Below are 15546 nucleotides of genomic sequence, written 5' to 3' on the forward strand. Positions count from 1 at the left end.
ACCTTGGGCGGAGGTTTGGCTTGCGCCGGCGCGAATCCGCTTAATCGGGCGCAAATATTGGTGGAACCCGTCCGGTGCGGCGTGCACGCAACACGAAGCGGGCCGGATCGAGGGCGTCGACCAGTGTTGCCTCCAGCGGCAGCGGCTCGTTTTCCAGGCGCGCCACGAGGAGTTCGGCGCACAGCGGCGCCCAGATCAGGCCGCGCGAGGCATAGCCGAGCAGGCTATATACACCGGGATGGCGCGGCAGGTCGCGCAGGCGCTCGGCGCCGCCGGCGGCGTCGAAGTCCGGCAGCGCGCCGACCAGCGGCAGCCGGTCCGGCGCCACGCTGCGAAAACCGACACGCCCGCGCAAGGGCGCGCCCTGCCCCGCCGCCGGATTTGAAACCAGTGCGCGCAAGCGCTCCAGGTTTTCCTGGTGGCTCGACGCGCGCAGCCCCGGATCGTCATCCAGGTCGTAGGTGGCGCCGGCACAGGCGATGCCCTTGGCCGCCGGTGTCAGGTAGGCTTCGCGGCACAGCACGAAGGGGACCTGCGGCAGCGTCGCGGCATCCAGGTGCGTCACCTGCCCGCGCAGTGCGGACAGCGGCAGGCGCGACGCCTGTGCGATCTGCGTCGAGGCCGCGCCGCCCGCCAGCACCACGGTGGCCGCGCGCGCGATCGTGCCGCCGGCGCCGCGCACTTCCCACTCGTCGCCAACCCGTTCGAGCGTCACGTTGCCGGCGCCGAAACGCCGGGTCAGGCGCTCGCCGCAGGCAGCGAGCATCGCCTCGCACACGCTGCCGGGACGCGCCCAGCCGCCCTGGCGGAACAGCCAGGCGCCATCCGGCGCCGGCAGGCCGAGCAGCGCCGCCGCCGGCTCCGCTTCCAGCCATTCGGCAAACCCGCGCGGATAGTGCCCGGCGGCGGCGATCGCGCGCGAAGCCGCGGCGTGCTGGGCGTCGCGCGCAAGCTGCATCACGCCGCAGGCGGCGCCTTCGATGGCCGTGCCGACGCCGCCGAGCAGGTCCCAGTAGCGCAGCGCGTACAGGTAGGCGGCGCGCGTCAGGCGCGTCGGGATGTTGTCGTCTTTCGAGAGCAGCGGCATGAAGGTGCCGGCCAGGTTGCCGGATGCTTCACGGGCCGGGCCGGCATGGCGTTCGATCAGCGTCACCTGCCAGCCGCGCGCGCACAGGCGCTCGGCCACCGCGCAGCCGGCAAGGCCGGCGCCGATCACGATGGCTTCGCGTGCAGGCACCGGCGCCAGGGGCTGGCGCGGCTTGCGGCTGGCAAAGCGCGCGCCGCCAGCTTCGAACACGAAGCCTTGCGCCATCAGGGCCGCCACCTGTTCCTGCTCGAGCCAGTCGAAGGCGAGACGGGCATCCGGCGCGGCCAGGCGCGCCAGGCCGCGCGCAAAACCGGCGTTCGGCCCGCGCAAGCCGGACAATTGGACGAAATCGAGGCGCGCCGCCAGCTGGGTTAACGCCGCGTCCAACGGCGCGCTCAGCAAGTCGAGCGTGACACCCTCTTGCGCCTGCGGAATGCGGTGAAAGCCCGGCAGCAGTCCGTCGGCGAGGGCCACGATGTGCAGGTGCGCGGGCCGCTCGTCATCGTTACGCCAGGCCCTGATCAGCGCGGCGGCACGCGTCCCGTCGCCATATGCCGTATCGAATACCGTGTAGCGTTCGCGGCCCTGCCAGAGACGCGTCGGGTTCACGCCGGCCCTGCAGGATGCGAAAAACGGAAGCACTGCGGAGCGTGGTCGTCGACCATGCCGATGCCCTGCATGTAGGCGTAGACGATGGTCGAGCCGACGAATTTAAAACCGCGTTTGGACAGGTCTTTCGAGAGGCGGTCCGACAGCGCCGTTTTCGTTGGACGGGTGCCGTCCGGCCAGTGCGCGACCAGCGGCTCGCCATCGACATGGGCCCACAGGTAACTGTCGAGCGTCTGGCCTTCGGCACGCAAGACCAGGTAGGCGCGCGCATTGGCAATCGCCGCCGCCACTTTCAGGCGGTTGCGCACGATGCCGGGATTGGCCAGCAGCTCGGCCACCTTGGCGTCGTCGTAGCGTGCGATTTTCTCGGGATCCCAGTCGTCGAAGGCGGCGCGGTAGCTGTCGCGCTTGTTAAGGATGGTTTCCCAGGACAGGCCGGCCTGGGCGCCTTCCAGGTTGAGCATTTCGAACAGGCGCCGCTCGTCATGGCAGGGCACGCCCCATTCGTGGTCGTGGTAGTCGAGGTAGCGGGGATTGGCCGGGTTGGCCCAGCTGCAGCGGTGGGTCGTCATGGCGCAAGTATACGTCAGACGTAGGGTGGTCGGCTCCACCCGGCGATGCGAATTGACGCTGCGTCAGCGCCGCCCAAGCGTTCAACGCACGCGGACATGGCGCGATGTATCACGACACCGCACTTCACGGCGGCTTCGTGACACGCCTCGCCATTTCATCCGTGCGTTGAACGCGTGGGCGGCGTTCGCGCCAACAATGCGCGAGTAGCAGGGCGGAGCCGCCCACCCTACGCTTATTTGCCCGAGGTCGTGCCCGACTTTTTCGCCGGCATTTGCTCGGCAGATTTCAGGTGCTGTTCCACCGTCGGCATCATCTTCGTTGCCAGGCCCTTGACGTCGGCGTCCTTGGCGTTCTTCTCGTTCTTCTTGAGCATCGCGAGCGCTTCCTTGTGGCCGGACGTGCCGCCCACCTTCATGTATTCGCGGTCGAACTTCTCGCCTTCCAGCTTGGCCAGCTTGGCCGACATGGCCTTGTGCTTGGCGTCGAGTTCGGTCGGCAGGGTGATGCCCTTGGCTTGCGCCACGGCTTGCACTTCGCTCAGGCCCTTGGTGTGATCGTCGATCATTTGCTGGGCGAAGGTTTTGACTTCGGCATTCTGGCTCTTGCTTTGCGCCATCTTGCCCATCTCGACTTCGGCCATGTTCACCATCGCCATGTCCATGATGGCCTTGTTGTCGGTCTTGCTCATCTTCGTGGCGCCGGAAGCGGTGGCGCCCGCGGTGCCCGACTGGCCCGACGAGGTTTCCGCCATGCCGGTTGCGTGGGTGCCGGTGCTGCCGCTCATGCCGGCGCCGCTCTGGCCCGACGTCGAGTGACCTGCCATGCCCGCGCTGTTTTTACCGGCCATGTCGGACTGGCGGCCATCGGTCATTTTTTCAGAGCCGGCCTTGGTTCCGACGACAGGGGTCTGGGCCTGTACGCCAAAGGTGGCGAACATGGCGGCTGCGGCCGAAACGGCGAGCAGTCCTTTCAACGCTTTATTTTTTTGCATGATGCTCTCCTGGGGGTTGGGGAAGGAACCAGCGCCACGTCTCCGATGCGCCGCTCCTGTTCAATGACTTCGGCAACTCTGCGCAACTGCCGCGCCGTGAAGACAGCAGCGACCTGGCTGCGCATTCGAGCCAAAGGGCAGTGTATCGCCGGGTTCCGGAACCTAGCGCGCGGTAGCCTTTTGGCAATATCAACAAAACAACAGGCGCAAAAAAACCGGCGCAGGGGCCGGCTTTGCAGACCTGGGGTCAGGTCTGACATTCGGACACGAACTCTGCCTTACTCGACCTGGTATCGTTGAGGCCGTGTCTAAATGTCAGACCTGACCCCAGCCTTTATCGTTGAGGCCGTGTCTAAATGTCAGACCTGACCCCAGCCTTTATCAGCGGAAGCTGAGCGCAGCCGTCAGGTCGCCCGGTCCGCGCGCGCCGCGTGCCGCAAACGCGGCGTCGCGCGCGGCCAGACCTTCGAGGCGCGGCAAGCCGTGCAGGCGGGTGATGAAGCGCAGGATCGAGGTGGTGTCGTAGAAATTGTGGTCCACTGCTCCCTTCTTCGCATGCGGCGAGACGATGATCGCCGGAATGCGTGAACCCGGGCCCCAGCGGTCGCCCTCGGGCGGCGCCACGTGGTCCCACCAGCCGCCGTTTTCGTCGAAGGTGATGACGACCACCATATCCTTCCACTGCGGCGATTTTTTCAGGTGCTCGATCACGTTGGCCACGTGGGCGTCGCCCGATTCGATGTCGGAATAGCCCGCGTGCAGGTTCAGGTTGCCCTGGGGCTTGTAGAAGGCGACGGCCGGCAGCTTGCCGGCAACCACGTCGGCAATGAAGCGGTTCGAGATCGGGCTGTCGCCGAGGCCGCCGTCGCGCAGGTGCTGCGCGCGCGCGTCGGTGCCGGGTGCGAACTGGCGGAAATAATTGAAGGGCTGGTGGTGGTGCTGGAAGTTCGGGCGCTGGCCGGCGCCGCGCCCGTCGATCGCCGCCTGCCAGGCGCCGCCATACCAGGCCCAGCTCACTTTCGCGCGCGAAAGTAAATCGCCGATCGTGTCGTAATTTTGCGGCGGCAGTACCGAGGGGTCGAGCGGATCGGCGGCGTGGAGGTCGCCGCCCGCGGCCGGGCGCACCCAGCTCGGCTGGTAAGGCGGGGCCATCGTGTTGACCGCATAGCCATCGGGCGTGATCGGGCCGTTGTTGACGAATTTCGGCTTGCCGTCCAACGCGGACTTCGGCGAGTCCGGCGCCACCGCCAGGCGCTTGCCCAGCGGACCGTCCTCCAGCACGGCGATCTTTTTCTTCGCCGGCGTCTCGCGTGCGTTGAAGAATTCCGGCGTGCGACCGCTGATCAGGAACTGGTGGTTCAGGTAGGAGCCGCCGAAGGCGCCCATGAAGAAGTTGTCGCACAGCGTGTAGTCGCGCGCGATCTGCCACAGGCCCAGGTTTTTACCCGTCTCGCCGTAATGGCCCATCACCAGCGCGCCGGAATCGCCCCAAGCGACGAAACCGTCGTTCCGGCCGCCGTTGATCTGCATCTGGTTGTGATAAAAATTGTGCACCAGGTCGCGCGTGACGAGCGCTTCGGGCAGCGGCTTGCCCTCCCCGTCGCTCAGTTTCCAGGGTCCGTTCGGCAGGTTGACGATCTTGTCTTCGCCGATCAGGTAATCCTTGCCGCCGACATCCTGGCGCCCCGGCACCATGCCGCCCCAGATCTTCGGCAGCACGGGCAGCCTGGAACCGTCGCGGTCGACCTGCGGCGCGCTGGCCGGCAAGGGCGCCGCCAGGCCGGGGAAATCGGCGAACAGGTTGTTGAAACTGCGGTTCTCGAGATAAATCACGACCACGTTTTTCACGTGCGCCTTGAGCTTGGCATCGAGCGAGGACGCCGGCTTGCCGGCATGGCGCGGCGCGGACTCGGCGGCCGGCGCCAGCCCGGCGCCGAGACCAACGGCCGCGGCCGCCTGGAAGATGCGCCGGCGCGATGGGCTGGCGGGCGCTTGCGCGGAGGGGTCGGCGGAGTCGCGGTCGTGCATGGGATGCTTTCGTTGCCAGGAGTAAGGCCGCGATTATCTCTTTTTTCTTGCCCACTGAAAATATTGACGGCAGCTGCGTAACGTAGGGTGGGCTCTCGAGCCCACGCGTTGCGACGGTAGCGTCAACGCGGCAATATGGAGACGGCGAAGGTAGCGCTTCGTGCAAGGTCTGCACGACGCATGCCGTGAACGCGTGGGCTCAAGAGCCCACCCTACGGTGCGCTTCGGCCGCGAGTCGCTCGCGCAATGCCGCCAAGGGCAGCGGCCGCGCAAAGTGATACCCCTGGGCTTCGTCGCAGGCGGCCGAGCGCAGGAACTCGACCACTTCCGCCGTCTCCACGCCCTCCGCCACGACCGCCAGCTTCAGGGCGTGCGCCATGTCGACGAAGGCCTTGACGAAGTCGAAGGCGCTGATCCGCTCGTCGTCCTGCAGCACGAAGGAGCGGTCGAGTTTCAGGACGTCGATCGGGAAGCTGCGCAGGTAGGCCAGGCCCGAATAACCGGTCCCGAAATCGTCGACCGCCAGCTTCACGCCCAGCTCGTGCAGTTCCTGCAGCATCAGCGCGGTGCGCTCGATGTCGGCGATCAGGGCGCTTTCCGTCAGTTCCAGCTCGAGGCAATGCGGCGCGATGCCGGACTCCTGCAAAGCCTGGCGCACTTCGCCGACAAAGGTCGCATGCGCCAGCTGGCGCGCCGAGACATTCACCGAGACGCAGATCTCGCGCCTGAACTCCGTCATCAGGCGCTGCGTCTGCATGCAGGCCTCCATCAGCACCCAGCGTCCGATCGGCGCGATCAGCCCCGTCTCTTCGGCGATCGGAATGAACTGCGCCGGCGAAACCAGCCCGCGCTCGGGATGGTTCCAGCGGATCAGCGCTTCCATGCCGACCATGTCCATGCTGCGCAAGTTGATGCGCGGCTGGTAATGCAGTTCGAACTCGCCGCGCGCCAGCGCCGGACGCAGCGAGGTTTCCAGCGCCATCCGTTCGCGGGTGGCGAAGGCCATTTCGGGTTCGAAAAAGCGGGTGCGGTTGCGCCCCGCCGCCTTGGCGCGGTACATCGCCGTGTCCGCCGCCTGGAACAAATGTTCCTTCGTGCGGCCATCGGCGGGGAACAGGCTGATGCCGATCGAGGCGCCGATGATCACGTCCTGCCCGGCGATGGTGATCGGCGCGGTCAGCACGTCGAGCAGTTTCTCGCCGATGCGCGCGGCTGCCGCGCGGCCGCTGCCGCAATGGGCGGCGATCACGAATTCGTCGCCGCCGAGGCGGGCAATCACGTCTCCCGGGCGGATCACGCGGCGCAGCCGGGCCGCCACTTCGCACAACAGGATGTCGCCGAACTCGTGCCCGAAGGAGTCGTTCACTTCCTTGAAGCGGTCGAGGTCGAGGAACATCGTCGCCACCGTGCCCTCGTGCGGACAGGTATCGAGCAGGTGCTGCACGCGCTCGTTCAGGAGTGCGCGGTTCGGCAAGCCGGTCAGCGTGTCGTGGGTGGCCAGTTCGCGCAGCCGGTTTTGCGTTTCCTCGCGCTCGGTGACGTCGCGGATGATGGCCTGGAAGTACACCTGCCCGTTATCTTCGAAGCGCGAGACGTGCACGTCGGCCGGGAAGGTCGTGCCGTCCTTGCGCCGCTTGTTGATGCGCAGCAGTTGCGTCTGCCCATCTTCGAGTGCGAGGGCCAGGTCCGTCGAGTAGGTGCAGCCGCTGTCGATGTCGGGCACGCGCAGGCGCAGGAACTCTTCTTCCGTATACCCGAACACAGTGCAGGCACGGCTGTTGGCGGCGACGATGAACAGGTCGCGGTCGGCGATCACGATGCTGTCGGCGGCCTGCTGGAACAGGCTGCGAAAGCGCTGCTCGCTCTTCCTCAGCGCCTGTTCGGCGTGGTGCTTGAAACTGATGTCGTGGAAGTACACCGACAGGCCGTCCTCGCTCGGGTAGGCACGGGCCTCGATCCAGGTGCCGGACGGTTCCCAATAAGTCTCGAAGGCGCAGGCGACGCCCGTTTCCATGGCTTGCCGGTAGTAGCCGAGCGAGGGAGAGTAGCGCAGGTCGGGCGCGACCTCGAGCAGGTCGCGCCCGATGACGACGGCGGCGTCGACGTTGACGAAGTTGCCGGCCTTGCGGTTGGCATAGGTGACGCGCCAGTTGCGGTCGACGGCGAAGAAGGCGTCGCCGATGCTCTCCAGCATCACCTGCATCTGCTGCTGCGATTTGTCCAGCGCCGCGCGCGCGGCATGCTGTTCGGTGATGTCGCGTCCCGTCGCATAGGTCACCTGGCTGAGCGCGCACCAGCGCACCGAGATCGACATCATGATCGCGCGCCCGTCCTTGCGCGTCCAGCGGCTCTGCAGGTCGTGACGGGTCGACATCCCGGCGCGCAGCTCGGAACGCAGGTTCTCGAACAGGCCGCGTTCTTCCACGCCCAGCAATTCGAAGTAGCACCGCCCCACGAGCTCCTCAGGCCGATAGCCGAGGATGTCGAAGGTCGCCGCGTTCAGGCGCAGGAAACGGCCATCGGCGTCGATGAGGGCGATCAGGTCCAGGGAATTTTCGATCAGGGCGGTGTTTTCTTCGGCCAGCCGCGCCAGGTCCGCCGTCTTTGTCATGTCGTTCAATTCAGTTTCCATGTGTTGCCGTATCCACCACGTCTGTCCGGCCGAATGCGGCAAGCCGCTCAGGTTAGCGCACCTGGCGCGGGGACTAAATGGTATTCTGGTAATCGGACGAAATATTCCTTTCTTTGTAGAAATTTTGAGACGCTTCCTCACGCATCGTTGCCGTCTTGCTCACAGGCCAACAAGCCAAGCGTGTTGGCAGGCTGGCGGGCGCCGGCGTAGACTGTTCCTCCAGATGGAAATGCCAAGAGAGACAGCACGTGCAAGCTGACAGACGAAGCGTTGAACGACCGAGGATCGCGCTGGCCGCGATCACGCGCGAAAGCGTGCGCGACCTGGTCGAAACCGAAGCCGCCCACCTGCGCAATGCGGTGGCAAACGGACGCAACCGGTACCAGGTGCGGCTCGACCAGCACGACCAGGTCGTTGCCTACATGGCGACGCTCAATCCGCTCGACCTCGAACGCTTCTCGACCCTCTACGAACAGGAAGCGGCCGCCGCACGCGCCGCTGCCGCCAAGCAGGAAGGGTGGCGCCCGCTCGACGGTCCACTGGCCTTACGGGCCGGGCATTCCGGCGAGATCATGCGCATCGGTCCCTGGGCCCTGGCGGCGGCCGGCCTGGTGGCGGCGATGGCAACCCTGATCCTGCGTCACTAGTCCTTCCCCCGCGCGCCAGGCAAGGCGCTGTTTCCCCGAGCTGGACCGCTCCATTCCACCACCTGTTGTGTCCTCGCCCCAAGCGCAAGTTGCCGAGGGGAAATCTAATGCGTCCTGAGCCGTCGCCGTGTAGACTGGTTCCCTCGTCGTTTTCTTCAATTTGCCATGTCTCTTGGGCATTACGAACCCACCCTTGTCGTGGTGTCGATCCTGGTCGCGGTGTATGCCTCGTACACCGCGCTGAGCCTGGCCGAACGCGTGCGCCACTCGCACGGCCGCGCCACCTGCTGGTGGATGGCCGGGGGCGCCTTTGCCATGGGCAGCGGCATCTGGGCGATGCACTTCATCGGCATGCAGGCCTTCCGCCTTCCCTTCCCGGTCGGCTATGACGTGGCAATGACCTTCGTTTCCTGGCTGTTGCCGGTGCTGGCCTCGCTGCTGGCGCTGTCGCAGATCAGCGGTCCGGCGTCCCAGTCCAGTCCTCAAGCCACCCCTCAGGTCACCCACCTTGCGCTCAGCGCCGTGTTGATGGGGATCGGCATCAATGCCATGCACTACACCGGCATGGCGGCCATGCGCATGCGTCCGGGCATCGACTACGACCCGCTGCTGTTTGCGCTCTCGGTCCTGATCGCGATCGGCGCCTCGGCCGGCGCCCTGTGGCTGGCCTTCCACCTGCGCCATCGCATGCAGCACGGCAAGCTGGCCCAGATTGCCGCCGCCGTCGTGATGGGCGGCGCCATCGTCGGCATGCACTACACCGGCATGGAAGCGGCGCATTTCAACCCGGGCAGCATCTGCCTCGAAGCGAACATCGGCATCAGCCAGGATTTACTGGCCGCAATGGTGACGGTCACGGCCCTGCTGCTGCTGACGATCGCCACCCTGGTCGCCGTCTACGACTCGCGCCTGGCGGACCGCTCGCGCATCCTGGCCGCCTCGCTGGCCACCTCGGCCGAACGCCAGACCCTGTACCTGCACGAGCAGAAGGCGCGCGTGGAGGCCGAGCGCCTGTCCGACATGAAGGACGAATTCCTCTCGACGCTGTCGCACGAACTGCGCACGCCGCTCAACGCCATGCTCGGCTGGGCGCAATTGCTGATGGACGGCGGCAAGGACGAAAAGATGCTGCTGCGCGGCTTGCAGACGATCGAACGCAATGCGCGCGCGCAGTCGCAACTGATCGAAGACATGCTCGACATGAGCCGCCTGATCGCCGGCAAGGTGCGCATCGAGGTCGACCGCACCTGGCCGTCCGACTTCATCGCCGCCGCCGTCGAAACCGTGCGCCCGATCGCCCTGGCCAAGGGCGTGCGCCTCGACATGCTGATCGAAAGCCATGCCGGCCCGCTGGCGGCGGACGCCGGGCGCCTGCAGCAGGTGATGACGAACCTGCTGTCGAATGCAATCAAGTTCACGCCCGCCGGCGGCGCCGTGCGCGTCAGCTCGAAGCGGGTGCAGGATGCCATCGTCATCGAGGTCGCCGACACCGGCATCGGCATCAAGCCGGAATTCCTGTCCTATGTCTTCGACCGCTTTCGCCAGGCCGATTCCTCGTCCACGCGGCGCCACGGCGGGCTTGGCCTGGGCCTGTCGATCGCCCAGCAACTGGTCGAACTCCAGGGCGGGCAGCTCACCGCGGCCAGCGCCGGCGAAGGGCACGGCGCCACGTTCACGCTGACCATGCCGCTGCCGGGCAGCGACGCCGACGTCCCGGGCCTACCCGACTGCCTGCTCAAGCCGCACGACCTCGACGCCGTGCGCGCCAGCAGCGGCGCGCTGGCCGGGCGGACGATCCTGGTGGTCGACGACGAACGCGATTCGCTCGACATCGTGCACTACGTGCTGGCCGACATGGCCGCCACCATCGTCACCGCTTCGACCGCCTACGAAGCCCTGCAGATGATCGACCGCCTGAAACCGGACCTGATGGTCAGCGACATCGGCATGCCGGGCATGGACGGGATGGAACTGATCCGCCGCGTGCGTGCGTCGGGCAACCCGCAGGTGGCCAGCGTGCGCGCCCTGGCCCTGACCGCCTTCTCGCGCCGCGAAGACCGCCTGCGCTCGCTGGAAGCGGGTTTCGACGAATACCTGTCGAAACCGGTGGCGCCGGCCGAACTGGTGCGCGCGGTGCTGACGCTGTGCGACAGCCGGGTGCCGCAGCCGCTGCCGGAGCCGAAGCGGGTCCAGTAGTCACCCGCCTGTCACGGAGCGGTCAAACGCCTGTCATACGGGCGAGCGAAGATGGTCTCGTTCGCAAGGACACGGCAGCTTCGCTGCCCTACCGGCGTCGGCGGTCGGGAAATATACCGGCACCAATTTCCTCATCACATCAGCGCCGATTTCCGCCGCGGGCATGCAACCGGTGCCGTCGCCGCGCTGAGCAACCGCACTCCTGGCGATCGTCCGCGGTGGGCGCCGCGGCGGATTGCCTTCAATCGAACTTCGAAAAGTCCGGCTTGCGCTTCTGGAAGAAGGCCGTAAACGCTTCCTTCGCTTCGGCGCCGACCAGCATCGCGCCGAACTGTTTATTTTCGACTGCCATCGTCTCGGCGACAACGGCTGCGCGTGGACGGCGCATGAGGGCCTTGGTGGCGCGGATCGAGGCGGCCGGCAGGGCCACCAGTTTGGCGGCCTGGCCCTGGGCGAAGGCCAGCAGCTCGGCGCTTGGGACCACGCGCGCGACGATGCCCATCTCGAAGGCTTCCTGGGCCGTAAACGCCTCGCCCAGCATCAGCTTTTCGGCGGCGCGGGTGTAGCCGGCGGCTTGCGCGACCAGCAGCGAGGAGGCGAATTCCGGGCACAGGCCGAGCTGCGTAAACGGCATCGAGAATTTGGCGTTGTCGGCCGCGTAGACCAGGTCGCAGTGCATCAGCATCGTGGTGCCGATGCCGACGGCGGCGCCGGCGACGGCCGCGACGACCGGCTTGGTGCAGCCCTCCAGCGCTTTCATGAACTGGAAGACGGGACGGTCTTCGGTCATGGCGCCTTCGCCGGCGTTGTTCAGGAAGTCGTCCAGGTCGTTACCGGCGGTGAAGATTTCGGGCTTGCCGGTGATGAGGACGGCGCGCACGGCGGGGTCTTGCTCGGCCTCCAAGAGGGCGTCGGCCATCGTCTGGTACATGGCGCCGGTGATGGCGTTCTTGCGCTCGAGGCGGTTGAATTCGATGGTGAGGATGCCGTTGGTCTTGGTCGTTTGAATGCTCATGATTTTTTGTCTCCAGGGTTTTCGGGGGCACGAAAGACGGTGGGCACGGGGCGCCCACCCTACCAAATCGTAGGGTGGGCGCCCTGTGCCCACGCGGTGATACGCACCGGCCGAGTCAACGCGAAGGCTGACACGGCCACCATCTCAATTAAACGCGCTCGATGATACCGGCCGCGCCCATGCCGGCGCCAACGCACATCGTCACCATGCCGTACTTCAGATTGTTGCGGCGCAGTGCGTGCACGACGGTCGCGGCGCGGATGGCACCGGTGGCGCCCAGCGGGTGGCCCAGCGCAATCGCGCCGCCCATCGGATTGACCTTCGACGTATCCAGGCCCAGGTCGCGGATCACGGCCAGCGCCTGCGCGGCAAAGGCTTCGTTCAGCTCGATCCAGTCCAATTGATCCTGGGTGATGCCGGCCGCAGCCAGCGCCGCTGGAATCGCGACCTTCGGGCCGATACCCATGATCTCCGGCGGCACGCCGCGCACGGCGAACGAGGAGAATTTGGCCAGCGGGGTCAGGTTGTGCTCACGCAGGATCTTTTCGCTGACGACGATCAGCGCGCCGGCGCCGTCCGACATCTGCGACGAGGTCGCAGCGGTGACGGTGCCTTTCGCGGCGAAGACCGGCTTCAGCTTGGCCATGCCCTCAGGGTTGGCATCGGCGCGCGGGCCTTCGTCCAGGTCCACGGTACGGCGCGTGACCGAGATCTCGCCAGTGGCCAGGTCCGGCGTGCGGGTGACGATCTCGACCGGCGTGATCTCGTCCTTGAAGAAGCCCGCCTGCTGGGCGGCGATGGCGCGGCGGTGCGATTCCAGGCCGAATGCGTCCTGGTCTTCGCGCGACACTTTCCACTGCTGGGCTACTTTTTCTGCCGTCAGGCCCATGCCGTAGGCGAGGCCGACGTTTTCGTCCTTGAAGGTGTCCATGTTGATCGATGGGTGGTGGCCCATCATCGGCACCATCGACATCGATTCGACACCGCCGGCGATCATGACGTCGGCTTCGCCGACGCGGATGCGGTCCGCCGCCATGGCCAGCGCCGTGATGCCCGAGGCGCAGTAGCGGTTGACGGTGACGCCGCCGACCGTGTTCGGCAGGCCGGCCAGGATCACCGAGTTACGGGCGATATTGAAGCCCTGCTCGGCTTCCGGGAACGAGCAGCCGACGATGGCGTCGATGATCAGTGCCGGGTCCAGGTTCGGCACGGCGGCCATCGCACCGCGGATCGCGGCGACCAGCAGGTCGTCCGGGCGGGTGGTCTTGAACATGCCGCGCGGCGCCTTGCCGATCGGGGTGCGGGTCGCTGCGACGATGTATGCGTCTTGAAGTTGTTTGCTCATGTCAGTAGTCCTGTTCTGTCGCGGCTTAGTTACGCACTGGTTTGCCGGTCTGCATCATGCCCATGATCCGCTCTTGCGTCTTCGGGTTGTTCAGCAGTTCGATGAAGGCTTTACGTTCCATGTCGAGCAGCCACTGCTCGGACACGACGCTGCCCTGGTCGACGTCGCCGCCGGTCACGATCTCGGCGATCATGTCGCCCAGTTTGTAGTCGTGGGCCGAGATGAAGCCGCCGTCGCGCATGTTGACCAGCTGGCCGCGGATCGTCGCCCAGCCGTAGCGGCCGGTGACGGTCACCGGACGCTGCAACGGTGCGCGGTAGCCGGCGTCGAACATCGCGCGCGCCTGCACCTTCGCCACGTGCAGCAGCTCGTAGGCGTTGAAGACGATGATGTCGTCTTCCTTCAGGTAGCCCATGGCTTTGGCTTCCAGCGCCGACTTCGACACTTGCGCGGTGGCGGCGTTGGTGAAACCGGTCTTCAGGAATTGCAGGATGTCGTTGCCCTTCGCTTCCGTAAAGGCGCGCACCGCCGCTTCCTTCAGGCCGCCGCCGGCCGGCACCAGGCCGACGCCGACTTCGACGAGACCGATGTAGGACTCGATCGCCGCCACACGCTTGGAGGCATGCAGGGCCATCTCGCAGCCGCCGCCCAGCGCCAGGCCGGCCACTGCGGCCACCACCGGCACGTTCGAGTACTTCATCTGCATGAAGGTGTCTTGCAGTTCCTTGACGATCGGGTCCATCGCTTTCGCGCCACCGGCCATGAAGGCAGGAAGGGCCGATTGCAGGTCGGCGCCGGCCGAGAAGGCACCGCCTTCGGTCGCATCCGTATTCCAGATGACCAGGCCTTTGAAGTTCTTTTCGGCTTCCGCCAGGCCGCGTTTCAGGCCCTGGATCACGCCGTCGCCGATGACGTGCATCTTGGTCTTGAGCGAGATGACGAGTACTTCATCGCCCGAGTGCCACAGGCGCACCGAGTCGTCCTCGAACACGGTGGTGCCGGCGGTTTTTGCATCCGTCACGCCTGCGCCCAGCACCGGTGCGCGGAAGGCCTGGCGCTCGTACACGGCCAGGTTGGAACGCGGCACATAGCTGTTCGATGCGGCCGAGTAGGAACCCTCGACGGTGTGGACGCCCTTCTCGGCGACTTGTCCCTCGAAGACCCAGGCTGGCAGCGGGGTATTCGTCAGCGCCTTGCCGGCGTCGATGTCTTCCTTGACCCACTGGGCGATCTGCGTCCAGCCTGCGGCTTGCCAGGTCTCGAACGGGCCGACGCTCCAGCCGAAGCCCCAGCGCATCGCGAAATCGATGTCGCGCGCGTTGTCGGCGATGGTGTCGAGGTGGACGGCGATGTAGTGGAAAGCGTCGCGGTAGATCGCCCACAGGAACTGCGCCTGCGGATTGGTCGATTCGCGCAGCGCCTTGAACTTCTTGACCGGGTCCTTTTCCTTCAGGATGCGCGCAATGATGTCGGCTGCCTTGCCGCCGCCGGCGACATACTCTCCGGTGGCGAAGTCGAGGCGCTGGATGTCCTTGCCGACCTTCTTGTAGAAGCCGCCGCCGGTTTTCTGGCCCAGGGCGCCCTTCTCGATCAGCTTGGCCAGCACGTCCGGCGTTTTATAGAGGCTGAAGAACGGGTCGTCCTGCAGGGTGTCCTGCATGGTCTTGATGACGTGGCCCATCGTGTCCAGGCCGACGACGTCGGCGGTACGGAAGGTACCCGACTTGGCGCGGCCCAGCTTGGCGCCGGTGAGATCGTCGACCACGTCCACCGACAGGCCGAATTTCTCGGCTTCGTGGATGGTGGCCAGCATGCCGAAGATGCCGACGCGGTTGGCGATGAAGTTCGGCGTGTCCTTGGCGCGCACGACGCCCTTGCCCAGCACCGAGGTCAGGAAGGTCTCGAGCTGGTCAAGGATTTCCGGGCTTGTGCTAGTGGTCGGGATCAGTTCGACCAGGTGCATGTAGCGCGGCGGGTTGAAGAAATGGACGCCGCAGAAGCGCGCCTTCAGTTCTTCGTTAAACCCTTCGGCCAGCTTGTTGATCGACAGGCCCGAGGTGTTCGAGGCGAAGATGGCGTTGGCGCCGATGTGCGGCGCGACCTTGGCGTACAGGTCGTGTTTCCAGTCCATGCGCTCGGCGATCGCTTCGATGATCAGGTCGCAGCCAGCCAGCACGTCGAGGTTGTCTTCGTAGTTCGCCACTTCGATCAGCGAGGCGTCGTCCTTGTTGCCGAGCGGTGCAGGCGAGAGTTTTTTCAGGTTCTCGATGGCGCGCAGGACGATGCCGTTCTTTGCTCCTTCCTTTGCAGGCAGGTCGAACAGCACGACAGGCACCTTGGCGTTGACGCAGTGCGCAGCGATCTGCGCGCCCATCACGCCCGCGCCCAGCACGGCGACTTTCTTGACGGTGAAATTGGTCATG

Annotated in this window: 10 protein-coding genes; 2 read left to right on the top strand and 8 right to left on the bottom strand. The window is 66.0% G+C overall.

Going from position 1 to position 15546, the window contains the following annotated elements:
- Positions 1-40: 40 nt before the first annotated feature.
- The 5 genes from mnmC1 to AC1MEM_RS01120 form a co-directional block, all read right to left on the bottom strand.
- A complete protein-coding gene (mnmC1, locus tag AC1MEM_RS01100; RefSeq protein ID WP_499474856.1) occupies positions 41-1696 on the bottom strand; it encodes an FAD-dependent 5-carboxymethylaminomethyl-2-thiouridine(34) oxidoreductase MnmC1 in 1656 nt (551 codons plus the stop codon).
- Positions 1693-2268: a DNA-3-methyladenine glycosylase I gene (locus AC1MEM_RS01105; protein ID WP_499474857.1), complete on the bottom strand. Its 576-nt coding sequence runs from the start codon at positions 2266-2268 to the stop codon at positions 1693-1695. The genes mnmC1 and AC1MEM_RS01105 overlap by 4 nt, the downstream gene beginning before the upstream one ends.
- 233 nt (positions 2269-2501) lie before the next feature.
- The gene (locus AC1MEM_RS01110) at positions 2502-3260 is read right to left on the bottom strand and encodes a DUF4142 domain-containing protein (protein WP_499474858.1); all 759 of its coding nucleotides are present in this window, start codon (positions 3258-3260) and stop codon (positions 2502-2504) included.
- 381 nt (positions 3261-3641) lie between these two features.
- Positions 3642-5288, bottom strand: a complete 1647-nt coding sequence (gene acpA / locus AC1MEM_RS01115; protein ID WP_499474859.1) for an acid phosphatase — start codon at positions 5286-5288, stop codon at positions 3642-3644.
- A 199-nt stretch (positions 5289-5487) separates the two neighbouring features.
- Positions 5488-7899 (bottom strand): sensor domain-containing protein, encoded by a 2412-nt coding sequence (locus AC1MEM_RS01120; protein ID WP_499477533.1) that lies wholly within the window; start codon positions 7897-7899, stop codon positions 5488-5490.
- Between the two features lie 269 nt (positions 7900-8168).
- Here AC1MEM_RS01120 and AC1MEM_RS01125 point away from each other — a divergent pair, with 269 nt between their 5' ends.
- Both AC1MEM_RS01125 and AC1MEM_RS01130 read left to right on the top strand, forming a co-directional pair.
- Positions 8169-8567, top strand: a complete 399-nt coding sequence (locus tag AC1MEM_RS01125) for a hypothetical protein (protein ID WP_499474860.1) — start codon at positions 8169-8171, stop codon at positions 8565-8567.
- A 165-nt stretch (positions 8568-8732) separates the two neighbouring features.
- Positions 8733-10763, top strand: a complete 2031-nt coding sequence (locus AC1MEM_RS01130) for an MHYT domain-containing protein (RefSeq protein ID WP_499474861.1) — start codon at positions 8733-8735, stop codon at positions 10761-10763.
- 241 nt (positions 10764-11004) lie between these two features.
- Here the strand turns inward: AC1MEM_RS01130 and AC1MEM_RS01135 are convergent, their stop codons facing one another.
- From AC1MEM_RS01135 to AC1MEM_RS01145, 3 genes are all read right to left on the bottom strand, one after another.
- Positions 11005-11778 (bottom strand): enoyl-CoA hydratase, encoded by a 774-nt coding sequence (locus AC1MEM_RS01135; RefSeq protein ID WP_499474862.1) that lies wholly within the window; start codon positions 11776-11778, stop codon positions 11005-11007.
- Positions 11779-11926: 148 nt separating this feature from the next.
- On the bottom strand, positions 11927-13123 hold the full coding sequence (locus tag AC1MEM_RS01140) for an acetyl-CoA C-acyltransferase (RefSeq protein WP_499474863.1): 1197 nt from the start codon (positions 13121-13123) through the stop codon (positions 11927-11929).
- A 25-nt stretch (positions 13124-13148) separates the two neighbouring features.
- Positions 13149-15545: a 3-hydroxyacyl-CoA dehydrogenase/enoyl-CoA hydratase family protein gene (locus AC1MEM_RS01145; protein WP_499474864.1), complete on the bottom strand. Its 2397-nt coding sequence runs from the start codon at positions 15543-15545 to the stop codon at positions 13149-13151.
- Position 15546 lies beyond the last annotated feature (1 nt).

This window comes from Telluria sp. AIW5 (assembly GCF_056680575.1).